This is a genomic window from Aliidiomarina halalkaliphila (assembly GCF_007096385.1).
Lineage (GTDB): Bacteria > Pseudomonadota > Gammaproteobacteria > Enterobacterales > Alteromonadaceae > Aliidiomarina > Aliidiomarina halalkaliphila.
In genome coordinates this window covers 1186029-1211387 of record NZ_VJWL01000001.1, presented here as the reverse complement: position 1 = coordinate 1211387, position 25359 = coordinate 1186029, and the positions used below count along the sequence as shown (strand labels likewise).

At 52.0% G+C, this 25359-nt stretch carries 18 protein-coding genes; 11 read left to right on the top strand and 7 right to left on the bottom strand.

What is annotated here, in order from left to right:
- Positions 1-419 precede the first annotated feature (419 nt).
- Together FM042_RS05580 and tadA are read left to right on the top strand one after the other, a co-directional pair.
- A complete protein-coding gene (locus FM042_RS05580; protein WP_143235143.1) occupies positions 420-1829 on the top strand; it encodes a Na+/H+ antiporter NhaC family protein in 1410 nt (469 codons plus the stop codon).
- A gap of 9 nt (positions 1830-1838) precedes the next feature.
- On the top strand, positions 1839-2330 hold the full coding sequence (tadA, locus tag FM042_RS05575; RefSeq protein WP_143235142.1) for a tRNA adenosine(34) deaminase TadA: 492 nt from the start codon (positions 1839-1841) through the stop codon (positions 2328-2330).
- Positions 2331-2339: 9 nt separating this feature from the next.
- Here the strand turns inward: tadA and FM042_RS11840 are convergent, their stop codons facing one another.
- Together FM042_RS11840 and mltF are read right to left on the bottom strand one after the other, a co-directional pair.
- Positions 2340-2501 carry a hypothetical protein gene (locus FM042_RS11840; RefSeq protein ID WP_185960711.1) on the bottom strand — a complete coding sequence of 54 codons (162 nt, stop codon included), beginning with the start codon at positions 2499-2501 and terminating at the stop codon, positions 2340-2342.
- Positions 2502-2576: 75 nt separating this feature from the next.
- Entirely contained in the window at positions 2577-4013 is a 1437-nt protein-coding gene (mltF, locus tag FM042_RS05570; protein ID WP_143235140.1) for a membrane-bound lytic murein transglycosylase MltF, read from the bottom strand.
- Between the two features lie 168 nt (positions 4014-4181).
- Between mltF and purL the strand changes: the two genes are divergently transcribed.
- On the top strand, positions 4182-8066 hold the full coding sequence (purL, locus tag FM042_RS05565; RefSeq protein ID WP_143235138.1) for a phosphoribosylformylglycinamidine synthase: 3885 nt from the start codon (positions 4182-4184) through the stop codon (positions 8064-8066).
- A 77-nt stretch (positions 8067-8143) separates the two neighbouring features.
- Here purL and FM042_RS05560 read toward each other — a convergent pair whose 3' ends face one another.
- From FM042_RS05560 to FM042_RS05550, 3 genes are all read right to left on the bottom strand, one after another.
- Entirely contained in the window at positions 8144-9496 is a 1353-nt protein-coding gene (locus tag FM042_RS05560) for an alkaline phosphatase (protein ID WP_143235136.1), read from the bottom strand.
- A gap of 19 nt (positions 9497-9515) precedes the next feature.
- Complete coding sequence (smrA, locus tag FM042_RS05555; RefSeq protein WP_143235134.1) at positions 9516-10109, bottom strand: DNA endonuclease SmrA; 594 nt, start codon at positions 10107-10109, stop codon at positions 9516-9518.
- 163 nt (positions 10110-10272) lie between these two features.
- Positions 10273-11436 carry a DcaP family trimeric outer membrane transporter gene (locus FM042_RS05550; RefSeq protein ID WP_143235132.1) on the bottom strand — a complete coding sequence of 388 codons (1164 nt, stop codon included), beginning with the start codon at positions 11434-11436 and terminating at the stop codon, positions 10273-10275.
- Positions 11437-11590: 154 nt separating this feature from the next.
- Here FM042_RS05550 and acs point away from each other — a divergent pair, with 154 nt between their 5' ends.
- Positions 11591-13534, top strand: a complete 1944-nt coding sequence (acs, locus tag FM042_RS05545; RefSeq protein ID WP_143235130.1) for an acetate--CoA ligase — start codon at positions 11591-11593, stop codon at positions 13532-13534.
- A 32-nt stretch (positions 13535-13566) separates the two neighbouring features.
- On the top strand, positions 13567-14211 hold the full coding sequence (locus FM042_RS05540; RefSeq protein WP_143235128.1) for a response regulator: 645 nt from the start codon (positions 13567-13569) through the stop codon (positions 14209-14211).
- Between the two features lie 234 nt (positions 14212-14445).
- Here FM042_RS05540 and FM042_RS05535 read toward each other — a convergent pair whose 3' ends face one another.
- Entirely contained in the window at positions 14446-17910 is a 3465-nt protein-coding gene (locus FM042_RS05535; RefSeq protein ID WP_143235127.1) for a PAS domain-containing hybrid sensor histidine kinase/response regulator, read from the bottom strand.
- A gap of 186 nt (positions 17911-18096) precedes the next feature.
- On the opposite strand from FM042_RS05535, the gene FM042_RS05530 reads away from it, so the two are divergent.
- The 5 genes from FM042_RS05530 (at position 18097) to FM042_RS05510 (ending at position 23153) form a co-directional block, all read left to right on the top strand.
- Complete coding sequence (locus tag FM042_RS05530) at positions 18097-18363, top strand: DUF4212 domain-containing protein (protein WP_143235125.1); 267 nt, start codon at positions 18097-18099, stop codon at positions 18361-18363.
- A gap of 3 nt (positions 18364-18366) precedes the next feature.
- Complete coding sequence (locus FM042_RS05525) at positions 18367-20073, top strand: sodium:solute symporter family protein (RefSeq protein ID WP_143235123.1); 1707 nt, start codon at positions 18367-18369, stop codon at positions 20071-20073.
- Positions 20074-20286: 213 nt separating this feature from the next.
- Complete coding sequence (locus FM042_RS05520; protein WP_143235121.1) at positions 20287-22128, top strand: DUF294 nucleotidyltransferase-like domain-containing protein; 1842 nt, start codon at positions 20287-20289, stop codon at positions 22126-22128.
- The gene (locus FM042_RS05515; RefSeq protein WP_143235119.1) at positions 22128-22745 is read left to right on the top strand and encodes a 3'-5' exonuclease; all 618 of its coding nucleotides are present in this window, start codon (positions 22128-22130) and stop codon (positions 22743-22745) included. Before FM042_RS05520 ends, FM042_RS05515 begins: the two co-directional genes overlap by 1 nt.
- A 147-nt stretch (positions 22746-22892) precedes the next feature.
- Entirely contained in the window at positions 22893-23153 is a 261-nt protein-coding gene (locus FM042_RS05510) for a phosphopantetheine-binding protein (RefSeq protein WP_221931498.1), read from the top strand.
- A 76-nt stretch (positions 23154-23229) separates the two neighbouring features.
- Here the strand turns inward: FM042_RS05510 and rpsT are convergent, their stop codons facing one another.
- Positions 23230-23496: a 30S ribosomal protein S20 gene (gene rpsT, locus FM042_RS05505; RefSeq protein ID WP_143235117.1), complete on the bottom strand. Its 267-nt coding sequence runs from the start codon at positions 23494-23496 to the stop codon at positions 23230-23232.
- Positions 23497-23832: 336 nt separating this feature from the next.
- On the opposite strand from rpsT, the gene murJ reads away from it, so the two are divergent.
- Complete coding sequence (gene murJ, locus FM042_RS05500) at positions 23833-25347, top strand: murein biosynthesis integral membrane protein MurJ (protein ID WP_143235620.1); 1515 nt, start codon at positions 23833-23835, stop codon at positions 25345-25347.
- Positions 25348-25359 lie beyond the last annotated feature (12 nt).

Genomic DNA, 25359 nt, shown 5'->3' with positions numbered 1-25359 from the left:
GTGGGGGAGGGATACACTTTGGCAGGGCGTCCGAGGCATGGATGCCGAGGCCGAGCGTCCATGGATGGACTTGCAGCATCCCTGATAAAGTGTATCCCTTCACCACGTCGCAAGGCCAGCTGCATCAGCGGAGTCTAGGGCCAACGCGGTGCATTGGGTGCTTGGGTGGGGTTGCAGGCTCGGGTTCTGACTGTGGGGTAGATATGTGGGGGAGGGATACACTTTGGCAGGGCGTCCGAGGCATGGATGCCGAGGCCGAGCGTCCATGGATGGACTTGCAGCGTCCCTGACAAAGTGTATCCCTTCACCACGTCGTCAAGGCCAGCTACATCAGCGGAGTCTATGGCCACGCGACGGAGCTTGCGTGAACGGGGAAAGGTCGGTAATGTTTTGGGAGCGTTTTTCTCAAGGATTGTTTCATGAATACCGAACTTGGCTGGATTAGCCTGTTACCGTCGTTACTTGCCATTGTATTTGCCATAGCCACCCGCAAAGTGATTTGGGCACTCCTGGGTGGTGTTTTGTTGGCCCATGTCTTGTTGTTTATGCCCAATGTCGGCGACGGCCTTTGGTCCGGGACCGTAAGCTTGGGCGAAACTCTGATCGACCCAAGTAATCAACTCATCTGGGGCTTTACCCTCGCCATTGGTGCCTTATTTGGTGTACTCGAGCGTGGGGGAACCTTCACCCATTTTGTACGCGCCCTTGAGCGCAAACAAATCGTGCCCACCAAGCGTCGCGCCCGACTCTTTACTTGGTTACTTGGCGTGGCCGTGTTTATTGAATCGAACGTGTCCATTATGACCTCCGGTACTACCTCCCGGCCCGTGTACGACAAGTTGGGAATCTCCCGCCAGAAACTGGCTTATCTTGTTGATTCCACCTGCGCGCCCGTGTGTATTTTGATTCCCTTGAATGCCTGGGGCGCGTTTAACCTTGGCCTGATTGGTAATCAGGGCGTGGCGGATCCTCTCACCACCTTAATCTATGCCGTGGTGCTGAATTTTTATGCCATTGTTGCCCTTGTCATGGCGTTTGGTGTGGCTTGGACTGGTTGGTCATTTGGCCCTATGCGTCGTTACGAGCGAGAAGCCCGTTTGCGTGCCGTGGCTGCCGAAGAAGAAGCAAAACCGAAAGGCCCTGGACGTGCGCCCGTGGAAACGATTCATCGCGGCGCCGTGGCCACCGTACTGGTCAGTTTAATTACCATGGTGCTGCTCGTACCCATCATGCTGTATATCACTGGAGACGGCTCCATAGTGCGCGGCAAGGGCATGGTCAGTGTGTTCGTGGCCATTGTGACCGCTTTAATCATCGCCATTATCGGCTCCGCTTGGAGCTTGCGTACGCCGGCAAAAACCTTAGTGGAGGCCATACTTCGGGGCGCGTGGAAAATTTTGCCGCTTGCGGTGATATTGTGGTTGGCTATTACCCTTGGCGATGCCACCCGAACCCTCGGAAGCGGCGCCTATCTTGCAGATATCTTGAACGAAGCCTTACCCACATGGATTCTACCGGCCCTCATTTTCTTATTGGCCGCGCTCACCGCATTTGCCATTGGTTCGAGCTGGGGAACCTTCGCAATTATGTTGCCATTGGCCATTCCACTGGCAATGAGCCTAGGCTTACCAGTGCCCTTGCTTGTAGCAGCAGCACTAGCTGGCGGGATCTTTGGGGATCATGCATCGCCTATTAGCGACACCACTATTATTGCGTCTTTGGCATCCGGGGTGGACCATATTGAGCACGTGCAAACGCAACTTCCATATGCTTTGCTCGCCGCATTCATTACCACAGTACTCTATGTGATTGCTGGGTTGATGATGTAAACTTGCGCCATGAGCGAACGTGATGAATTTTACATGCAGCGAGCCCTAGCGCTTGCTAGTGAAGCTGAGGCCGAAGGCGAAGTGCCTGTGGGCGCTGTGCTGGTATATCAAGACGAAATTATTGGGGAAGGGCGCAATCATGTCATTGGTGGTTGTGATCCATCGTTGCATGCAGAAGTACAAGCCATTCGCCAGGGCGCTGCCACTTTAGGGAATTACCGACTTCTCGACACCACCTTATACGTCACTCTTGAGCCTTGCCCTATGTGCGCAGGGCTTTTGGTGCATAGTCGTATCAAGCGATTAGTGTATGGTGCGGCGGATCCAAAAACAGGTGCGGCAGGAAGTTTGTTAGACCTCACACGCCATGAGCAACTGAATCATCACATTGAGGTCAGTGCAGGGGTGTTAGGAGAAACCTGTGGCGAGCAATTGTCGGGCTTTTTTAAAAAGCGCCGCGCATTGCAAAAGGCGCTAAAACGCGCCGCGACCGACAAGTAACCTGAGAGCTTAGAGCTCTTCAGGCTCCCGACAATCGATGGGAAGACTTACTTTATGGCAGGTTTCGGTGGTGTAGAACCACTTGGAGCGTCGGTCGGCGACCGAGCGTTGATGGCGTTTCCACAGTTGGCGACGACGTTCATTGCGAAGTACTCGACCTTTCCGTCCCATCACCTTTCCCCTTCTGGTCTCGGTTTTTGTTCTTTTTAACAGCTTTTATATCCGATTACCACGGTAAGCCATCGACTATTGTGCGCTTTGGCCTTGGCGAACGATAGCCTCGGATTCTCCATTAGGTAATCTATTCTGCTCGTCGAGCCACACCAAGGTATCAAAGTAACGACGGATATTTTCTACGTAACGCACCGGTTCATCGCCGCGAGCGAAGCCAAACCGCGTATTACGGTAATATTGCTTTTGCCGCAGTAATGGAAGCCGTTCACGTACGTCAATCCAGTAATCAGGATTGCCGCCCTGACGTTGGGTGATGACACGCGCATCTTCTAAATGACCGAGACCCACGTTATAGGCTGCGAGGGCCATCCAGGTGCGGTCTGGCTCCTGAATACGATCCGGTAAACGGCGGTGCAGACGATGCAAGTAGTCGGCGCCGCCACGAATACTTTGTTGGGGATCTAAGCGACTGCGCACGCCCAGTTGCTCGGCAGTGGGGAGCGTCAGCATCATCATACCGCGCACGCCGGTAGGCGAGCGAGCCCAAGGATTCCAATGAGACTCTTGATAGCTCAACGCAGCAATTAAACGCCAATCGAATTCACCGGCGTACTCTTCGAATAAATCACGGTACTCAGGTAACACATTCTCGGTTGCTGCAATAAATGCGCGGGTGTCTACTACATTAAACTGGGCCACATGACCAAAATAGCGATCCACCAGTTGCACTAACAACCCGTTTTCATGGCTAGCGCCAATAAATTCAATAGCAGCGGCATAAAGTGAATCGTCGGTGCCTCCAGGGAAGGCCCAAGCCAGTGGGGTATCGTCACGCACGGTAAAGGCGATGGATAAATCGGGAAATGCGCGCCGCTTGATATCCAGATGGTGCGAGTCGGCGATGGTGAAATCAATGTCATCACGCATCACATGATCGAGAAGCTCATCGGCGTCGTACAATGGCGTGCTACTCCACTGCAAATGCGGGTAGCGTTCGCTTAAGCGTTTAAGTAAGCCTTCATGACTACTACCCGTAACAACACGAATGCGGCCGTCTACTTGCGACCAATCTCGGGGCCGATCGCGGGTATCTTGGCGATAGACGAGTTTTTGTTCGATATGGTGATAGGGCGGAGAAAAGCGGAAAATACGGCGACGATCATCGGTAACATCCAGACCCGCAGCAAGAAAGTCGACTTCCCGAGCTTCTAATAGCTGCCACAACTCGCGCAGTTCATAGCGCACCACAATCTCTAACTCGACATTGAGTGAATTGGCAAAACTACGAAATAGCTCGTACTCAAACCCAGTTCCGCTGTGATCAGCGGCAAGATAGTAATTCACCGGCGACATCATGGTGCCCACACGCAGGGTACCGCGTTCTTGAATGCGCTCCAGTTGATGTTGATCGACCTTATCGGCCTGACACCCACTGATAAGGACAATGAGCAAACCCCCAAGGCATAGGGAAAACAACGAGCGTAGTCGTGTTCGCGTTGTTTGCATCATGAATGTCTCACCTCGGTATCGCACTGGGAATAAATCACCATGTAGTTATACCTGTAGTTATACCAGAAGGAAGTGGTCGGTGCATTCTCGTTTGTGTCGCAAATTGCGACACTTTTCTCTATAATGCAGGGCCATCCAAGTCCCTCAATGCAATCCGGAGCTTTACCTGTGGAAATCCTTCGTGGTTCACCTGCTTTGTCTGAATTTCGTGCACAAAAAACATTACAACGTTTGCAGGCGGCGCAACTGCCTGTTACCGCAATTTACGCGGAGTTCGTTCATTTTGTGCGGGCCCATTCGGCCTTAACATCAGAACAGACAAATGTGCTCGACGCGTTACTTCATTACGGCCCGCAACGGGAATCACACGCACCCGAAGGGGCATTAGTTCTCGTCACACCGCGGGTGGGAACGATTTCACCGTGGTCGTCCAAAGCAACTGATATTGCGCATAACTGTGGACTGGAAGGGATCGAACGGATTGAGCGTGGTGTCAGTTATTACTTGGAAGGGGATTTAAGCCCGGAGCAATTGAAAAATGCGAGTCTGCTGCTGCATGACCGCATGACTGAGAGTACTTTTACCCACTTAGATGATGCGCATGTGTTGTTTGCAGAGCAGGCGCCAGTTCCTTTTACAACTGTAGATATTTTGGGCGCAGGGCGCTCCGCATTGGCCAAAGCCAACCAAGATTTGGGATTGGCGCTGGCTGATGATGAAATTGATTACCTAACAGAAAACTTCCAAAAACTGAATCGCAACCCGGTAGACGCTGAGCTCTATATGTTTGCTCAGGCCAACTCGGAACATTGTCGGCATAAGATTTTTAATGCGTCCTGGACCATCGATGGTGTCGATCAAGCAAAGTCGCTATTTAAAATGATTAAGCGTACCTACGAGGCGACGCCAGATTACGTATTGTCGGCCTACAAAGATAACGCAGCGGTGATGGAGGGTTCAGAGGCAGGGCGCTTCTTCCCGGAAGCAGGCACTAGTGAGTACCGCTATCATGGCGAGCCCATTCATATTTTAATGAAAGTGGAAACCCACAACCATCCTACCGCGATTTCCCCATATCCGGGGGCAGCGACCGGCAGCGGTGGTGAGATTCGTGATGAGGGCGCCACCGGAATTGGTGCGAAGCCTAAAGCCGGCTTGGTTGGGTTCTCCGTGTCTAACTTACGTATTCCTGGTTTTGAACAGCCTTGGGAAGCGGATTTTGGTCGTCCTGGCCGCATTGTCAGTGCCCTAGATATTATGCTGGAAGGTCCACTCGGTGGCGCAGCCTTTAACAACGAATTTGGCCGTCCGAATATCACCGGTTATTTCCGTACCTATGAAGAGCAAGTGGTGAGCTTTAACGGCAACGAAGTGCGCGGATACCATAAGCCGATTATGATTGCCGGTGGCTTGGGCAACATTCGTGCGGATCATGTCGAGAAAGACGAGATCCCTGTCGGTGCGCCTTTAGTGGTGCTTGGCGGCCCAGCGATGAATATCGGCTTGGGCGGCGGTGCTGCTTCTTCCATGGCCTCCGGTGAATCTTCAGAAGCCCTTGACTTTGCCTCGGTACAACGGGAAAACCCAGAGATGGAGCGGCGCTGTCAGGAAGTAATCGACCGCTGCTGGCAGCTTGGTGATCAGAATCCAATTGTGTTTATTCATGATGTGGGTGCCGGCGGGCTATCTAACGCATTACCGGAACTGGTGAATGACGGTGGTCGTGGTGGCGAATTTAAACTGCGGGCTATCCCTAACGACGAGCCGGGTATGTCGCCGATGGCAATTTGGTCGAACGAGTCTCAAGAACGTTATGTGATGGCGATTGCACCTGAGCGTTTGTCGGTATTTGAAGCCATCTGTAAGCGTGAACGCGCGCCATTTGCGGTGGTCGGTGAAGCCACCGAACGGCAAACGTTACGCTTATACGACGAAGTCTTTGATAACTACCCGGTGGATTTACCGCTGAACGTACTGCTCGGTAAGCCGCCGAAGATGCATCGCAACGCTGATACCAGTGTAGTGAATAGCCCAGCCTTGGATGCCGCGAAGATCGATGTCGCCGATGCGGTGCAACGCTTATTACGCTTGCCAGCCATTGCCGAGAAAACCTTCTTGATTACTATCGGTGATCGCAGTGTGACCGGCTTGGTTGCGCGGGATCAAATGGTCGGGCCTTGGCAAATTCCAGTGGCAGACTGTGGGGTCACCGCCGCTTCATATGATAGCTACGCTGGTGAAGCCATGGCCATGGGTGAACGCACCCCTATTGCATTACTCAATCATGCCGCATCGGCCCGGGTGGCGGTTGCAGAAGCCATTACCAATATTGCCGGAACCGCCATTGGTGATTTCAAACGCATTAAACTATCGGCGAACTGGATGGCCCCTGCCGGCCATCCGGGCGAAGATGCAGGCTTGTACGCGGCCGTCAAAGCTGTCGGTGAAGAGCTCTGCCCCGCGCTAGGATTAACCATTCCGGTGGGTAAAGATTCTATGTCGATGCAAACGCGTTGGCAGGAAAATGGCGAAGAAAAAGCAGTGATCTCGCCGTTATCGCTGGTGATTACTGCCTTTGGTCGGGTGACTGATGTTCGTAAAACCGTAACCCCACAGCTGCGCCCAGATATCGATGGAACCCGGCTGTTATTGCTCGATTTGGGTCGTGGTCAGAACCGGCTAGGAGCGTCTAGTTTGGCGCAAGTATATAGAGAGCTCGGTGACCAACCCGTGGATCTCGATTCCCCAGAACATTTGCGTACGTTCTTTACCGTGATGCAAGAGTTAGTAGCCCGTGATGAGCTTCTGGCCTATCACGATCGCTCGGATGGTGGTTTGTTTATTACGTTGGCGGAAATGGCCTTTGCTGGAAACTGCGGCGTCGACGTCTCCCTTCCGCCCGCACAACACCCAGTCGCAGCCTTATTTGCGGAAGAACTCGGAGGCGTGATTCAGGTATCGGCGCAAACGGCAGATTATGTGAAACAGCGCTTTGCCGACTTTGATCTTGGCGATATGGTGGTGGATTTAGGCACAGTGACAGCGGATAACGGCATTACAATTCGCCAGCACAATGATGTGGTGTTTAGCGGCGACCGCGCTGAATTGCGGTCTATCTGGGCAGAAACAACCCATCAGATGCAGCGTTTACGGGATAACCCAGACTGCGCCGATCAAGAGTTCGCGAGCAAGCAAGATCCGTTGAACCCCGGCCTGCACGCAGCGCTCACCTATGATCCGTCTAATGATATCGCCGCGCCCTTTATTCTGAAAGGCGTTGCACCCAAAGTTGCGGTACTGCGTGAGCAAGGGGTGAACTCCCATTATGAAATGGCTGCAGCTTTCGATCGCGCAGGTTTCCAAGCGATTGACGTACACATGAGCGATATTCTCGCCGGTCGTATCCAATTAAGCGACTTCCAAGCCCTCGCTGCGTGTGGTGGTTTCTCTTACGGCGACGTATTAGGGGCGGGTGAAGGTTGGGCCAAATCGATTCTGTTTAACGCACAAGCCCGTGATCAGTTTGAGCAGTTCTTTGCACGGCCCGATACCCTCGCACTTGGGGTGTGTAACGGTTGCCAAATGTTAAGTACGCTCCACGAACTTATTCCTGGAACTAAGCATTGGCCGCGCTTTGTTACCAATCGATCAGAACGCTTTGAAGCGCGAGTGGCCATGGTCGAAGTGCAAAAGAGCCACTCGCCTTGGTTTGACGGTATGGCGGGATCGCGTATGCCAATTGCCGTATCGCACGGGGAAGGTCGGGTCGAGTTCAGCAGCGGCAATGCGCTGCAAGGGTTGAACGACCAAGGCCAGATTACACTGCGTTATGTGGACAACTTTGGCAAAGTGACGGAAACCTATCCGGCCAACCCCAATGGTTCAGCGCAGGGCATTACCGGGATTACCAGTGCCGATGGGCGTGTTACGGCTATGATGCCCCACCCAGAGCGGGTATTCCGCAGTATTGCTAACAGCTGGTATCCAGAAACTTGGGGCGAAGATGGCGCCTGGATGCGGATTTTCCGTAATGCTCGGAAAACTCTCGGTTAAGCCAGGAAACCGGCGGAACAGACACAAAAAAGGGGCGAAAGCCCCTTTTCTATAGGATGTGCTTAGCGAATTGAGGGTTACTTGACCCACTCAATCAACTGTCGGCCAATATCTGTTTGGTCTTGGAAGCCCCGGAAGTAATCTGCCCAAGGGCCGAATGTAATCACAGGAACATCTTCACCGGTATGACCGCCGGTTGTCCAACCGGTACCTGTATGAAAGCGTACGATATCCACAAGAACCTGTTGAATTGCAGAACGGCTGCGATCTGAGCGGCTCGAGTGATCACGCAAGGCGGATTGCTGATCCATGGTGAGCGGGAAAGGTAAGTATTTTTCGATGTACTCATCCCAATCCACCGCCGGCATATCGACTAAATCGCTGGCCATGGTGCGCAAACCTCGCCCGATTTTGTGAACCTCTGCAGCCATCCACTTATAGTCGCCGTCGGCACCGAGGGTCAGGCCACCGGTAGAGTGGTCTGCAGTGAGAATTACCGCAGTGTCAGTACGATCAGACGCGTAGTCATATAAAAACTCCATCAACTCTTCGAGCTCGGCCATTTCGTGCATGGCGCACGCGATATCATTGGCATGTCCACACCAATCGATCATCGCAGCTTCAATCATAATGATGTAGGGGCGGTCTTCGTTATCCAATAAGCGCAGGGCCTCTTCGCTCATCATGCGTAACCGCTTCTTATCGTCGATCACATATGGGAAGGCGTCATCATGGAATAGGCCCAGCAGCGGTAAGCGCTGTTGTGCTTGCAGTTGCTCGTAGCTTTCCACAAAACGCACGCCGGCGTCTTGCAACGTACGAATGTGATTTACTTCAGTACCATCTTCTTCAGTACGCACAAAAAAGCGCGTGCCACTACCAAGCACTACGTCAAAATTGGCCGTGCCATCGTCTCGAAGCGCCGACATCTGATCGGCAATGTCGGCCTCCATGCGGCGTGAAGGCACGTGGGCGAAAAAGGCTGCAGGCGTTGCGTGCGTCACGCGGGTTGTGACCACAGTACCGGTGCGCCAGTCGTTGTCTTTGGCGTATTGCATCACGGTACGAATGGGATTGTGTTCAGCATCCACCGAAATAGCACCGTTAAAGGTTTTATAGCCGGTGGCAAGGGCTGTGGCGCTTGCGGCCGAATCCGTTACTTGCGTCTCGTCGGCGGGGTAGGTGCTTGCCATGCCTACGAAATGGCGATCAAACCAGGTCCGTTCCACATCGCTGTCGTGCGTGTAATTACGGCCATCTTTAAAATGCCGATAGGCGGTGAGGTAAGGAAAACCCATGCCGTCCGCAATGACCAAAATAATGCGCTGTGGACCCTCTACACCTTCGCCCTTGGATTCTGCAAGTACAGGGGAACTGGTCGCAACCAGCAACACCAGTGCAAAAGTTAACGCACTAAAAAAATGCTTCATATTTATCTTCCTATCTCTTTTAACGTTTACGGTTCTTTTCTTTATTGGCCAGTTTAGTCGTCGAATTTTTCCGTATCATGACATAAGTGGCCCCGGCGCCCCCATGCTTCTTTTGTGCCGAATGAAAGGCGAGTACCGGCTCTAAGTCGGGGAGCCATTGGTTACATAAACTTTTAAGGAGTGCCGGTCGCGGTTGACTTTTTAAACCCAAACCATGAATGATCAAGGCCGTACGCACCCCAGTGCGATAACACTCCATAATAAATCCAGCCACTTCTCTGCGAGCTTCGCGCACGCGTAATTGATGCAGGTTGAGTGTGGCTTGTGGTTCGTATTGGCCACGCTTGAGTTGCCGAAACACCCCGTCTTGTACGCCATTTTTGCGCCAAAATATCGGATCATTGGGCTCTACCCATTCCCGCACTTCCTCACTCAAGGCGATGCTATCGGCATCCTCACTGGCTTGCGCAGCTTTACGTCGCTCTTCTTGCTGTTCTGGAGTGAGATTTTGCTTTTGCCGCAACACCACATCATCGGCTTTGATGCGGGCTACATCGTGCATCAGTTCACGAAATAAGTCTAAGCCATCATCTGGTTGATCTGAATTTGCCATACCGACTCCCAACGACTGAAGACTACTGCGAACAGTGTATCAAATTTCCGGACGGTTATGGCACAGGGGAAAGCGTATTGGTCGCAAAACAACAAGGCAATCATCGAATAACGATGATTGCCTTAGGAACGGTTGTTATATAGGGGACGCAGCAAAGGGAAGTTTAGAAGGCGTAACGCACACCTACTTGGAAACGGTCTAGGTTGCCGTCGGCACCGCTGAGCAACTCGCGGTTGGCTCGACTTAGTTCAGCGCCCACAAGGAGTTTTTCGTTCACTTGATACATAAGGTTTACGGCGATGCGCTGGGTGTGGTCGTTGGCATCGATGCCGGTGAGTTCCCGTTGGTCTTTAAACTGTCCTCGGGAAAATATCAGGTTGCTACGATACTGATCACTCCACACATGCCGATAGGACACGGTGTATCCGGTATAACCTAGGGAATCTAAATTGAGATCATCAGTAATCACGGCATCATTCACGGAGTTAATCCCCACATAACGGCCAATACCGTCCCCATGAACGACACCTAACCGAAGATCGTGTGGGCCTAAATCAATCTTACTGCTGATAGCAATACCATACCCAGCGGTGGTATCGCTCACCCCTTGTTGGCGATACTCAAGTTGCCGATAAAGACCTGCTACCGAGAGATGTACATTGTCGAAACGGGTTTGATAACGGGCGGTAATGTCGGGCATGGCCGTATCACCAGTGGTGATACGACTATTACCCCCCTGATAAGGCGTTACTGTAGTTTCCGGCGCTTCTACAGAGAATGACCAGCCGTTGTCTGTGCTATAGCGAAGTTGGGGTTGGCGATTAAACACGATCCCATCTGGATTTCCAATAAAATCAATACTTTCTGGAATGATGGTGACATCCATGAAGTTACTCCAAAATTGACCTGCGAGCCAATTTTGATATTGAATATAGGCATGTCGCACGCGGGGCGAATAGCTATTGGTGACTCGCTTATCACCGCCTGGCGTGCCGAGGAAATCAAACTCCACATACCCGGTGACGGTTTCGCCGTTGGCTAATTTTTGCGTAGCCCGAAAGAAGAAGCGAGTTTCGCGAGCGTGAAAGTCTGTATAAGTGTTGCTGTCACCGCCAATCGGGGTGAGCCCAGGGATGTAAAAATCACGTCCGATACTGCCAGAAGGTAAGGAACCGCTGTCAGTGCGGGTCGTCATGGCATCAAATTTTAGGTAGCCGCCATAGCTAAACTGGGTGTCTGCATAGGCGTTGCTGATGGGTAAAACACTCCCGGCAATGGTGATGCTTGCGATGGACGCGAGCGCGCCAAAGGTTTTTAATGGTGCCATGAAAATCTCCTCACTGGCCGTGCCAATTCGTTGTCTTTCGGTGCTTTTAAGCATTCGGGAAGATGCAGGGAGAATCAATCTAGACTATGGTCTAATAGGTTTCCCGCGGCAGAATCAGTACAAATGGGAGCATCAGAATTAAGGAGGAACACAGATGTCAGCAAAAGTTTATCCGATGTCGGATGCAGTAAAAGCGCATGCGCGACTCAATCCTGAAAGCTATCAGGAAAAATACCAAGCATCCATTGCCGACCCGGAAGCCTTTTGGCGCGAAGAAGGAAAGCGCATTAGCTGGTTCAGCCCTTATAGCAAAGTGAAGCAAACGAGCTTTGCTCCAGGCAATATTGATATCCAGTGGTATAGCGATGGTACCTTAAATGCGTGCTACAACTGTGTCGACCGCCACCTGCCAGAACGTGCCGACAAAACTGCGATTATTTGGGAAGGCGACGAAGTGGATGTGCAAAAGCATATTTCTTTTCGTGAGCTGCATGAGAGTGTGGCGCGCTTTGCGAATGGTTTGAAGAAACTCGGTGTGAAGAAAGGCGACCGGGTGGCAATTTATATGCCGATGGTGCCGGAAGCGGCCTATGCCATGCTAGCCTGTGCCCGCTTAGGCGCAGTACATTCGGTCATTTTTGCCGGCTTTTCACCCAACGCCATTGCCGATCGGGTGAATGACTGTGGTGCCAAAGTGGTGATTACCGCCAATGAAGGCCGTCGCGGTGGCAAAGTAGTGCCGCTCAAGCCAAATGTAGACAAAGCGCTATCTAATAACGCCTGCGAAAGCATTGAACATGTGGTGGTACTCAAGCACACAGATACTGATTACCCTCTCGAAGCGAATCGCGATATCTGGTGGCATGACCTGATTGGTGATTGCGATAGCGATTGCCCACCAGAAGTGATGGCTGCAGAAGACCCCTTGTTTATTCTGTATACCTCGGGATCTACTGGGAAACCGAAAGGCGTGGTGCATACCACTGGTGGTTACATGGTCTATGCCTCCATGACGCATGAGTATTCCTTTGATCTGCAAGAAAACGATGTGTACTGGTGCGCTGCCGATGTGGGCTGGATTACCGGCCATAGCTATATCGTGTATGGTCCCTTGGCAAACGGCACGACCACATTGATGTTTGAAGGGGTGCCCACCTATCCAGACGTATCCCGGATTGGCAAAGTGGTGGATAAGCATCAGGTGACGATTTTGTACACGGCACCTACGGCGGTGCGCGCACTGATGGCGAAAGGGAATGCGGCTGCGAAAGGCAGCGCTCGTGACAGCCTGCGTTTGTTAGGGTCAGTGGGCGAGCCGATTAACCCTGAAGCCTGGGAATGGTATTACGAAACCATTGGTAACAGTGCATGCCCAGTGATTGATACCTGGTGGCAAACAGAAACCGGCGGCATTTTGATTGCGCCGTTTCCAGGAGCCACGGATATGAAGCCAGGGTCTGCCATGTTGCCGTTCTTTGGCATTAAGCCGAAGTTGGTAGATAACGACGGCAAGGTGCTTGAAGGAGCGACCGACGGCAACCTGATCATAGAAGACTCTTGGCCGTCACAAGCGCGTACTTTGTGGGGCGACCACGAACGCTTTGAGCAAACGTATTTTAGTACCTATAAAAACGTCTACTTTACGGGTGACGGCGCACGCCGCGATGAAGACGGTCATTTCTGGATTACTGGACGGGTCGACGATGTGCTTAACGTATCGGGCCACCGTTTAGGCACTGCAGAAATCGAAAGCGCCTTGGTGGCGCATAAAGCCGTCGCAGAAGCGGCTGTAGTGGGTTATCCCCACGACCTGAAAGGTCAGGGCATTTACGTGTATGTCACTGTGGTGGATGGCGTGGACGCCAGCGATGACTTGCTTACTGAATTGGTAAAATGGGTGCGTTCAGAGTTAAGCCCCATTGCCACACCTGATTTTATTCAGTGGGCGCCGGGCTTACCAAAAACACGTTCCGGTAAGATTATGCGTCGGATCTTGCGGAAGATTGCTTGCAATGAACATAGTCAACTTGGCGATACCTCTACGCTCGCCGATCCGAGTGTGGTAGATTCTCTGATAGAGAATCGACTTAACCGGTAAGGAACCGGGCGCATAGCCGCCCGGAAAGCGCTATGACCCGATTATTAATCGCTGATGACCACCCACTTTTTCGCGAGGCCCTGCAAGGGGCGCTCGCGAATCATTTTTCCGATCTTCACATTCGTGAAACGGATAGTTTGGATTCTACCTTAGCGGCATTGGCCAATGACGACGATATCGATTTATTGTTGTTAGATTTGCACATGCCGGGGGCGGGGGATTTATACGGACTTATTCGGATTCGTAATGATTATCCATTGTTGCCCATCGCGGTCATTAGTGGCGCTGAAGATATTCAAGTAATTGGTCGCTGTATGGGCTTTGGTGCTCTCGGATTTATTCCAAAATCCTTACCGTCGGCGCAAATCGCTAGCGCCATCGCAAGTATCTTGGATGGCGATGAGTGGGTGCCTGAAGGTGTGGCTGAACAAATCTCTGATGTTTCTCAGGAAGATAAGGAATTGGCAGAGAAAATTGCTGATCTCACGCCGCAACAGTACCGAGTGCTGTATTACGTGCATGAAGGCCTCCTGAACAAGCAAATCGCCTACGAACTTGGCATTACCGAAGCCACCGTAAAAGCTCACATGACGGCTATTTTTCGCAAGCTCGACGTCTACAACCGCACGCAAGCGGTGCTCATAGCAGAGCGTCTGCAACTCTCCGCGTTGGCCTGAGCCTGCTTTGAGCACGGAGTGAGAATCGCCTCCGTGCGGGACGCCGTGAACCCATCCGTGGGGGCTTGGCTGCCGCATCCCTGCGGCAGACACCCGCCCGGCGCCGACTTCTCCCTCCGCACTCCGTTCCCAACGCACCGCGTTGGCCTGAGCCTGCTTTGAGCACGAGGCATATCCTAACCCCCCATTTCCCAAAGCCTCTCTCAAAGCCTCCGCAGAGCCACTCCAACGCCATTAGTGAGTGCGCGTCTCTTTTTGTCGCTGCATATGCTGGAGTAGGGCTTTTAGCTGGGCAGGCCGCACCGGTTTGGCTAAAAACTGTAGCCCTGTTTTGCGCGTTTCAACTTTGAGTTCCGGATCCCGCACCGCGGTCACTAAGGCACCGGGAACCGCATGGGGCCATAACTCTCTCAGGGATTGCCATAACGCCAAACCATCGCCGTGCTCCCCAAGCTGGTAATCGAGCAACACACCATCGGGGGCAGGGTTGTTTTTGGCCCAAACAAGAGCTTCTTGTGGGGTGGTAAATTGCACGGCGGTACAATTCCATTTATCCAGTAATGCGTGCAGGGCGTTCAGATTCTCCCGGTCATCATCAACACACAGGATACATAATCCATCATGCGCTTGTTGCGAGCGTTCATGGGTTTGCCGTGGAATGATTTTGGCCGTTTCGCCTAAAGGAACCTTCACCGAGAAACAACTACCTCGACCTAACTCCGAACGCACGGTGAGGGGGCAATCAAGCTGCTCCGCCATTCGTTTGGCGACACTCAACCCCAAGCCAACACCGCTGGTACTGCCTTTATGCAAGCGAATAAAGGCTTCAAATACTTCGTCGTATTTCTGTGATGGAATGCCTGGGCCGGTATCCCAAACACTTAACTCCGCAAAGCCTGCCCGTTGTCGCACGGTGAGCAGCACCTTGCCTGCCTCGGTGTATTTAATGGCATTGGAGAGGAAATTCTGAATAATGCGACGCAAATATGTGGGGTCCGTGTACACGGTTAGATTACGCAAACGCGCTTTGAAGTGTAGCTCCCGTTGCTCGGCCAATACCGCGTATTCCGGCACCAGGGGGCCTAAAATGGTATCCAGATCGATATGGCGCAATTGCGGTTGCATCGCCCCTTGATCCATCTTCGCTATTGAGAGCAACGCGGAAAGTAAATGTTCTGTGGAGTCTAATGCGGTATCTACTTTGTGCACCAAACTGCTGTTGCGCTCATCCATATCGTCTGCGTTTACCGCCGATAAATATAATCGCGCGGCGTTTAGCGGCTGCAAAATATCGTGACTGGCCAAGGCAAGAAATCGGGTTTTGCTGGCATTGGCGGCTTCGGCTTCCGCTTTGGCGGCTTGCAGTGCTTTTTCAATTTCTCGGCGGCGCTCGATCTCCTCGGTCAGTTCCCGATTAATCTCTTTGACTTCATCGGTACGGCTACGAATGCGGGCTTCCAAATCTATATTGGCGTCTTCGAGGGCCTGTTGGGTTTCGATGTGTTCAGTGACATCGGTAAAGCTGGTTACGAAGCCCCCGTTGGGTAGCGGATTGCCAATCATTTCAATCACACGACCGTCAGAGCGGCGGCGGATAAAGCGGTGGGCAGACCCTTGTTGCATATAGCGTAAGCGTTTCTCCACCAATTCGTCGATGTCGCCGACTCCGCACTCACCGCGTTCGGCGTTGTAGCGAATTAAATCGGCGATAGGGCGTCCCGGTTGCACCATGCCATCGGGGTATTCAAATAACTCAAGATAGCGTCGGTTCCACACCACCAAGCGCAAATCTTTGTTCACCACTGAGATACCTTGGGCGAGGTTTTCCAGAGATGAATACATAATGGATTGCTGGGTTTGCAGCGCTTGGGTGGTGTCATCAAAAAAGTGCACCACCTCTTCGAGTTTCAACTGGCGATTATCAAGTGCGGCGGTCACGAGTGAACGCGCGGTTGCCGCCCCTAACACGCCACTGATAGAGCGTTCGGCATAATCGATAAACTGGGCATCGGCGACGCCTTCCCGATGCAATACTGTATGATGTTCGTAAGCACGCACTAACTCGTTGGAACGCTCTGCACCGAGAAAGGTTTCCATCAAAAGCACCAAATCGGCGACTCGGGTGGCGTCGGTTTCAGACGTTTTGGTAGTTACAGGATGTTGTTGTGCCGCTCGTGGTTGCACAAAGGCGGTTGCTTGAATTTTATCCACCAGAGCAGGAACCGACAGATAGCTAAACAGACAATAGGCGAGAGCATTCAGACCCAAGCTAATCACGGTACCATGAGTAATAATGCGTTCGGCAAGTTCAATAGGCGACTGAGTTAAGGGCAGTAAAATGGCGAATAACCAACCGAGCATACCCGCGATCAGACCCATATACACTCCTTGGGCATGACCGCGGCGCCAGTAAAGCCCACCAAGAATCGCTGGGAGTAACTGCAACACAACGGAGAACGCAAGCAAGCCAATACTGACGAGATTGAGGCGCGCCATCCATAGGTGGTAACAGGCCCATCCTAAAAGCAAAACGGCCACAATGGCGTAGCGGCGTACCCGAATTAGTCGCCGAGAAAAGCGATGGGGTTGCGGAATCTTGCGGCCTTCTCGAGTGAGCCAAATGGGCATAATCACATCGTTGCTAATCATGGTGCTCAAGGTGAGGGTGGCAATAATGACCATCGCCGTGGCCGCGGAAATACCGCCGATATACACCAAAATAGCCAGCCACGTCTGGCCATGCTCCATGGGGATCAGCAGCGGAAAGGTGGAACCGTCACTTTGCCCACTGAGCAGACTTTGCCCGCTAATGGCTAATGCGGCAATGGCTAGAGAGGTCAGCGCTAAATACAGTGGGAAGAGCCACCGTGCGGTACTGAGATGGCTTAAACGTAAGTTATCGACCACAGTGACATGGAACTGCCGTGGCAAGCAGAGAATGGCGCCTGCGGCCATAGCCAGTTGAATAAAAAACTCTGGGGTGAGGGCACCGCGTAAGCTCCAACCTGAACTTAAGGCCATGGCATCGAGTTGGGCACCTAAGGCGAGATCGCTGCCGCCACGAAATAAGATCCAACCAAAAATGGCAGCAGCGCAGAGGGCGACTAGCTTCACCACTGATTCGAAGGCGATGGCGAGCATCATACCCGAGCGGTACTCGGTAACTTCCAAACGACGGGTTCCAAACACAATGGCAAACAGTGCCATTAAAATAGCCACAGCCAGCTCTTTGAGAGAGCCCCCCGTGGTAGCAGGGGGAAGCTCGCTAAGCACATTAAAACTGATCCCCACGGCTTTTAGTTGCAAGGCAATATAGGGAATGATGGCTGCGGCGGCGAAGAGGGTCACCACCAATGCCATACGGTGGCTTTTGCCGTAACGGGAAGCGATAAAGTCGGCGATCGATGTAGAGTTTTGTTGCTTACTGACTAACACCAATTTGCGGATCAGAGGTAACGCAAACAGATAGAGAAAAATGGGGCCGAGCAAAATAGGTAAAAAGCTCCAACCACCTTCCACCGCATTGCCTACGGCACCGTAATAGGTCCAGGTAGTGCAATAAATCGCGAGCGATAATCCATACACCCAAGGGTGCAAACTCAAGCGATAGCCAAACGTGGACTTCTTTTCCCCCCAGAGCGCGATGGCAAACAGCAAACCAATGTAGCCTAGGGCCGATCCAATCAGAATCAATGTCATAGCAAAGGGTAATCAATAGAAACAGTGCACTTAATCTAACACTTTAGTCGGAAACCTCCAGTGAAATACCCGCTATTCGACTAAGGTCCAATTCCCGAACTCACCTGCTTCCACCATGCTTGCTTCGTACTCTGGCAAAAACCCTAGATTGCTTGAGGTAAACAATAACAACTGGAGGAAACGCACATGGCATTTGAATCGGAAGATCATGCCAAAGCCTATTGGAAAGAGAACCTCTCCTTGATGATCAAGTTATTGATTGTTTGGTTCACGGTCTCCTTTGGCTTCGGCATTATCTTGGTGGATCTGCTCAATCAGATCACCTTCTTCGGCTTCAAGCTTGGCTTTTGGTTCGCCCAGCAAGGCGCTATCTACACCTTTATCGTGCTCATTTTTATCTATATCCGTCAGATGAATAAGCTCGATAAAAAATACAAGGTCGACGAGGAGTAAATCATGGATATCAAAACACTCACGTTTATCGTCGTCGGTCTTACCTTCGCTCTATATATCGGTATTGCGATTTGGGCGCGTGCGGGTTCTACCAACGACTTCTATGTAGCCGGTGGCGGTGTGCCTCCAGTGGCAAACGGCATGGCTACAGCAGCAGACTGGATGTCAGCCGCTTCCTTTATTTCCATGGCAGGTCTGATTTCGATTCTCGGTTATGATGGCAGCGTCTATCTGATGGGATGGACCGGTGGTTATGTCCTCTTGGCGCTCTGTTTAGCGCCGTACTTGCGTAAATTCGGCAAGTTCACGGTGCCTGACTTTATCGGCGATCGCTACTACTCACAAACCGCCCGCACCGTTGCGGTGATCTGTGCGATCTTAGTGTCGTTTACCTATATCGCCGGACAAATGCGCGGTGTTGGCGTGGTCTTTAGTCGCTTCCTTGAAGTCGACATCACCGCAGGTGTGTTGATTGGAATGGCCATGGTGTATTTCTACACGCTGCTCGGCGGCATGAAAGGGATTACCTATACCCAGGTTGCGCAGTACTGTGTACTAGCCTTCGCATACACCGTGCCTGCGGTGTTTATCACCATGCAGATGACCGGGCACATTTTGCCGCAAACCGGGTTTGGTGCCACCCTCGCGGATGGTTCTGGTCAGTACTTGTTAGAGCGGCTTGATGGGCTGTCGACGGAGTTAGGCTTTGCCGCCTATACCGAGGGCACCAAATCCGGCCTCGATGTATTTGCAATTACCATGGCCTTAATGGTGGGTACTGCCGGTTTACCGCACGTGATTATCCGCTTCTTCACCGTACCAAAAGTCAGTGATGCCCGTCGTTCAGGTGGTTGGGCACTGGTATTTATCGCCGTGGTCTACACCACAGCGCCGGCGATTGCGTCGATTACAAAGGTAAATATTCTCAACACTATCAACGGCCCTGAACAACAGGGTGTGCTTTACGAAGATGCCCCTAGCTGGATAACCAACTGGGAGCGCACCGGCTTAATTCGTTGGGACGATAAGAACGACGATGGGCGCATGTTCTTCTCTAACGATGAACGTAATGAAATGCATGTGGATGCAGATATCATTGTTCTGGCGAGCCCTGAGATCGCGAATCTACCTAACTGGGTGGTGGCGTTGATTGCAGCAGGTGGTGTGGCAGCGGCTCTCTCAACTTCGGCAGGTTTGCTCTTGGTGATATCAAGTTCCGTATCCCATGATTTGTTGAAACGAACCTTGATGCCGGATATATCCGATCGACAAGAACTGCTTTACGCACGTATTGCAGCGGGTGTGGCGGTGCTCATCGGTGCCTACTTCGGAATCAATCCACCGGGCTTTGTGGCACAGGTGGTCGCCTTCGCGTTCGGTCTGGCTGCGGCCTCGTTCTTCCCAGCGATTATCCTCGGGATATTCCATAAGCGGATGAACAGCTCCGGAGCCATTGCCGGGATGATTGTAGGTGTTGTCTTCACATTGTCCTATATTATCTACTTCCGCTTTATAAATCCGGCGGCAGATAATGCGGAACATTGGTGGTTCGGAATTTCTCCAGAAGGAATTGGAACCGTCGGCATGCTCTTAAACTTCATCGTAGCTATCACGGTACTGAAGTTTACCAAAGATGCACCGAAGGAAATCCAAGAGCTGGTGGAATCGATCCGTTATCCGAAAGGTTCGGGTGCGGCTACCGGCCACTAACGAAGAAAGCCCCGCTATTGCGGGGCTTTTTAACAATTTCGCCCCAGGGGTGAAATTCAAAAAAGAGGAAGGACCGAGCTGTAATTATGCACCGTCGGGGACGCCGTAAACCCGTCCATAGGGGCTTGGCTGCCGCATCCCTGTGCCGTCCCCCGCGAGGTTTACATAACTCGGGGGCTATATCGGCTCGAGATTACGGTATTGGAGTAAGCAATGACCAGTGATAGTCAGGATATTCGGAGCTTTTTGCAGCAGACGCCGCCCTTTGATGGGTTGGAGCCGGACGTGCTCAAGCTAGCGACCGATAAGATGCAGGCCATGTATGTGTGTCAGGCGAATCGCGACGAGATTATACGGGCGGATCGGCCGATGCTGTACTTGGTGCGTTCGGGTGCCTCGGATTTGATTGACAAGGATGGTCAGCATATTGAGCGGCTCGAGCCTGGCGATTTGTTTGGTTATCCGTCGTTGCTTACCGGACGACCGATTACCAATAAATTGCAGGTCATTGCCGACGGCATTGTGTGGACCTGGTCGGCGGACGTATTCGATGAGCTGCGTCGGCGCTCGCAAAGTTTTGAACGCTATTTTATGACCGCTCATGGTCAGCGTTTGTTGGCAGAGCGGAGTGGGCGAGCCACGGGTTTGGATTGGACGGAAAAGAGCCTAGCATCGATTATCAATCGTGCGCCGGTGGCGATTGGCAGCGATGCCAGTATTCGCGAGGCGGCGATTACAATGTCCCAAGAGCGCGTGTCGTGTTTGTTAGTGGTCGATGACGATCAGTTGCGCGGAATTCTTACCGACCGCGATTTACGTAATCGCGTGGTGGCGGCAGGTTTAAGCACCGAAGTGGCGGTAGCTGCCGTAATGACACCGATGCCGGCGGTGGTGCATGCACGAGAAAGTTTATTTGATGCCCTGACGGCGATGAGCCAAACCAATATTCACCATTTGCCGGTGCTCGATGAGCATGATCGGCCGGCGGGTGTGATTACCGCCACCGATTTGATGCAGCAACAGCGCAGCGAACCGGTATTGCTGATCAATGCCTTGTTTAAGGCACCAGATCGAGAATCCTTGGTGCAAGAAGCAAAGAAAATCCCAGATTATTTACGCAGTTTTGCAAGTCGGGTGAAAGACATTGGCACCATTGGCCGTTTGCTCACGTCTCTTACCGATGGCATGACCAAAAAGCTGATTCGCTTGTACGAACAGGAACATGGTTCAGCGCCTTGTGCGTATGTATGGTTGGCGTTTGGGTCGCAGGCACGAGGAGATCAAACCTTAGGCTCAGATCAGGATAATGGTTTGTTGTTGGCGGATTCAATCACCGACGGTCAGCGCCAGTGGTTTGCCGGTATGGCGACCTTTGTCTGTGAAGGGCTGGCAGACTGCGGTATTCGGTTGTGCCCCGGGGATATTATGGCGATGAATCCGACCTGGCAAAAAACCGCGCTGGAGTGGGATGATCAGTTTCAGAAGTGGATTCGTTCACCCACGCCCAAGGCGATTATGCATAGTATGATTTTCTTTGATAGTCGCGCGGTGGCGGGAAATACCAGCTTGTATCGGAGTCATCGGGAGCGTGTCGCGAAGCTGGCACAGCGGGACATGTTCTTAGGCAACATTGCTCGTCATATTGGTGAACTTAGCGTGCCCCTCGGGCTGTTCAATCGGTTCCGCACAAAATCTGAAGGGGAATTCGAGTACATTGATATTAAGAAACAGGCGATTGCGATCCTCAACGATATTGTACGTTTGTATGCCTTAGCAAAAGGGCTCACAGTGCCCTCAACACCAGAGCGTCTCGCCCAACTACGCGGACACAGTTCCTTAAGCGACAAAGACAATACGAATTTGCTCGAAGCTTGGCAGTTCTTGACGCAGCTGCGCTTGAACATCCAAATGTACCGTCAGCATGAAGCGATTCCAGCCAATGCTATTGATCCTGAAACCCTGAGTATGTTGCAGCGTCGTCAATTAAAAGCGGCATTTCGCGTTATCAAAGATGCGCAACATGGGGTTGCATTTAAGTTTGGTAGGAACATGTAATGGCTTGGTTACAGCGTTGGCGACAGCGTCGACAGCCGTGGCAGCAAAGTAAGTGGATGGCCTTGGACATTGAAACCAATGGCTTAAACCCAGAGCAGGATGCAATGTTATCGATAGCTTGGGTGCCTATTTATCCGCCGCAAATTGCGCTCGATCAATCGGCCTATTATGTGGTGAACAGCGATACGGGGTTAAACCAAAGTGCCGTGGTGCATCGCTTGTCGCAACAGGACATCGCCGATGGGCAACCACTTCGGGACGTACTTAACGCTTTTATGACCGCGGCTGAAGGGCACTGTTTAGTGGCTCATCACGTTGCCTTTGATTGGACGGTTTTACAGAAGTCGCTTCGAAGTGTAGGCGAAACATGGCGCCCCTGTGGGCTCTACTGTACCTTGCAAGCAGAGAAAAAGCGGTTGCAACGGCGGCAACAAGCAATTGCGCAGGGCGAATTAACCTTGGCGCAAAGCCGTTCCCGCTATGGTCTTGAGACCTTTACCGGGCACCATGCCTTGCATGATGCCATCGCTTGCGCTGAACTTTTCTTGGCACAGACCTATCTGAGTAACGGCCGGCACTATTCATCGACTCGCAGTGTGTTGAAGGCCGGACGCTAGCAGCAAAGTATGCCTGTTGTTTAGAAAGTTGCTTTTTATTTGTGCAAATTTCAGTATACTTCGCAACAGCCTGTTAACATTTGCGCGCTCTATTGAGCAAAGATGGCAATCTTTGTTTGAGCAGCATGTAGTCGTTGTGAGGATGCTTTGACCATTCGCGAACACCAATTAGAACAAGTCATTCGGGATGTAATGGATGAAGTCGCTGCTGAAACAGGCCGCGAAATCCTGAACCAAATGGATAGTCAAACGCTACTTGTAGAGAGTGGCCTCGATTCTTTAGGTCTCGCTATTGTGATGGCGCGCCTTGAAGAGCGCCTTGGCTATGATCCATTCTCGCGGATGTCCGACGATCAATTTCCTCATACTTTCTCTGAACTGGTCGCCGTTTACCGTCGCCAGATGTAAGCCATGTGTGCATCTGCACTAAATATCAGACACAAAAAAACCGCCAAAAGGCGGTTTTTTTAGCAATTGTAACTGCTTACGCAGACAATGCTTTGATCTGAGCAGACAAACGGCTCTTATGACGAGCAGCTTTGTTTTTGTGGATCAGACCTTTAGTCGCATAGCGATCGATAACTGGAGTCAGAACAGCAAATGCCTGCTGCGCCTGAGCCTGGTCACCGGCAGCGATAGCTGCTTGTACTTTCTTAAGATAAGTGCGCATCATTGAGCGACGGCTGGCATTGTGGCGACGGTTCTTTTCCGCCGTTACCGCGCGCTTTTTCGCAGACTTGATGTTAGCCAAGGTGAAACTCCTGATAATTCGTAAACTTGTACCGGACTTTTTAAGGCCGAGGATCATGCCTCTTTCGCGCCGAAAAGTCAAACGGATTCGATGAAAGAATGCGCGCGGATATTACGGATCACTGACCTGAAAAGCAAGCCTTTACGGTGAATATTTTATCGCCTTGGTCGTACGGCATTGGCTACGCATTAGGCATCGTGCTAATCTTCGGGCATCCATCAACAGGAATTCAACGACGCTGTGACTGTCTCAAGCCCCGAACCTAACCCGGAATCGACTGTACCTGCTGAGAAGCCCGCGCCACGCCTACTTCGGTCGGGCCTGATCGTCAGTATTATGACGTTTTTATCACGCATTCTTGGATTAGTGCGCGACGTGGCTATTGCGGCGCTTATGGGCGCAGGTGCCGCAGCCGACGTTTTCTTGTTCGCCAATAAAATCCCCAACTTCTTGCGTCGCCTTTTTGCCGAAGGCGCCTTTGCGCAAGCATTTGTGCCGGTCCTTACAGAATATCATCGTGGTAAGAATCTCGACGAAACTCGTTTATTAATGGCTCGTGTCAGTGGCACGCTAGGCACCCTCGTGGGCGTGATTACCCTGTTAGCCATGATCTTGTCGCCGGTGGTTGCCGCACTGTTCGGTATGGGCTGGTTTGTGGATTGGCTGCAAGGGGGCGAGCAAGCGCATAAATTCGAAATGGCGAGCTTGCTGCTTAAGATCACCTTCCCGTATCTCTTCTTTATTACCCTTACCGCGCTTTCTGGCGCTGCTTTAAATGTGATGGGCCGCTTTGGCGTGGCTGCATTCACGCCGGTGCTGTTGAACGTCTCTGTCATTGTGGCGGCGCTTTGGATTGCCCCGATGATGGAGCGTCCTGAAATCGGCTTGGCCTTTGGTGTCTTTGTCGGTGGCTTAGTCCAGTTTCTGTTTCAGCTCCCATTTTTAAAGCAAGCGGGCTTATTAGTGAAACCCAAATGGGGTTGGCATGATCCAGGTGTTGTGAAAATCCGCACCTTAATGATCCCCGCGCTATTCGGGGTGTCGGTGAGCCAAATTAACCTGTTGCTCGATACGGTAATTGCTAGCTTCTTGGTGACCGGTTCCATTAGTTGGTTGTATTACGCCGACCGTTTACTTGAGTTCCCACTGGGATTATTCGGGATAGCCATTGCCACCGTCGTGTTGCCAGCGCTGTCGGCACGCCATGTCGACAAGTCCCTCGATGCATTTCGCCATACCCTAGATTGGGGCGTGCGCATGGTGGTGATGCTTGGCTTGCCAGCAATGGCGGGGTTGTTTATTTTGGCCGAACCCATGTTGTTGGTTCTATTTGAGCGCGGTGTGTTCAGCCCTGAAGACGCCCATTTATCCTCGTTTGCCTTAATGGCGTACGCCACGGGATTACTGAGTTTTATGTTGGTGAAGGTATTGGCGACCGGATTCTTTTCGCGTCAAGATACCAAGCGACCGGTAAAATACGGGATTATCGCCATGGCGTCGAATATGGTGCTGAATATTATTTTGGCTATTCCCTTTGGCTATGTTGGCTTGGCTTTAGCAACGGCACTGTCGGGTACCATCAATGCATTACTTCTGGGCACCGTTCTGTATCGCGAGAAGGTACTCATGCTGGCACCGCCTACCCGTCGCTTTTTGCTGAAGGTGTTGGTGGCAACTCTACTTATGGTCGCCGCATTGTTATGGCTCTTACCTGAGCGTGGGGAATGGCTAGAGGCTGCATTTTCAACCCGAGTTCTCTGGTTGTCAGGCTTAATTGGTGTCGGCGGAAGCGTGTTTTTAGTGGTGTGGTTCTTAGTGGGTGGTCGACCACGAGAATTGCGGGCGCAATAGACGCCTGTTGGG

What these genes read in the sequence shown, in the direction of transcription:
- murJ (WP_143235620.1), top strand. Translation starts at nt 23,833, where the DNA reads ATGACGTTTTTATCACGCATTCTTGGATTAGTGCGCGACGTGGCTATT.
- FM042_RS05515 (WP_143235119.1), top strand. Translation starts at nt 22,128, where the DNA reads ATGGCTTGGTTACAGCGTTGGCGACAGCGTCGACAGCCGTGGCAGCAA.
- FM042_RS05560 (WP_143235136.1), bottom strand. Translation starts at nt 9,496, where the DNA reads ATGAAGCATTTTTTTAGTGCGTTAACTTTTGCACTGGTGTTGCTGGTT.
- mltF (WP_143235140.1), bottom strand. Translation starts at nt 4,013, where the DNA reads ATGATGCAAACAACGCGAACACGACTACGCTCGTTGTTTTCCCTATGC.
- FM042_RS11840 (WP_185960711.1), bottom strand. Translation starts at nt 2,501, where the DNA reads ATGGGACGGAAAGGTCGAGTACTTCGCAATGAACGTCGTCGCCAACTG.
- acs (WP_143235130.1), top strand. Translation starts at nt 11,591, where the DNA reads ATGTCAGCAAAAGTTTATCCGATGTCGGATGCAGTAAAAGCGCATGCG.
- FM042_RS05540 (WP_143235128.1), top strand. Translation starts at nt 13,567, where the DNA reads ATGACCCGATTATTAATCGCTGATGACCACCCACTTTTTCGCGAGGCC.
- FM042_RS05530 (WP_143235125.1), top strand. Translation starts at nt 18,097, where the DNA reads ATGGCATTTGAATCGGAAGATCATGCCAAAGCCTATTGGAAAGAGAAC.
- smrA (WP_143235134.1), bottom strand. Translation starts at nt 10,109, where the DNA reads ATGGCAAATTCAGATCAACCAGATGATGGCTTAGACTTATTTCGTGAA.
- FM042_RS05525 (WP_143235123.1), top strand. Translation starts at nt 18,367, where the DNA reads ATGGATATCAAAACACTCACGTTTATCGTCGTCGGTCTTACCTTCGCT.
- FM042_RS05550 (WP_143235132.1), bottom strand. Translation starts at nt 11,436, where the DNA reads ATGGCACCATTAAAAACCTTTGGCGCGCTCGCGTCCATCGCAAGCATC.
- tadA (WP_143235142.1), top strand. Translation starts at nt 1,839, where the DNA reads ATGAGCGAACGTGATGAATTTTACATGCAGCGAGCCCTAGCGCTTGCT.
- FM042_RS05535 (WP_143235127.1), bottom strand. Translation starts at nt 17,910, where the DNA reads ATGACATTGATTCTGATTGGATCGGCCCTAGGCTACATTGGTTTGCTG.
- FM042_RS05580 (WP_143235143.1), top strand. Translation starts at nt 420, where the DNA reads ATGAATACCGAACTTGGCTGGATTAGCCTGTTACCGTCGTTACTTGCC.
- FM042_RS05520 (WP_143235121.1), top strand. Translation starts at nt 20,287, where the DNA reads ATGACCAGTGATAGTCAGGATATTCGGAGCTTTTTGCAGCAGACGCCG.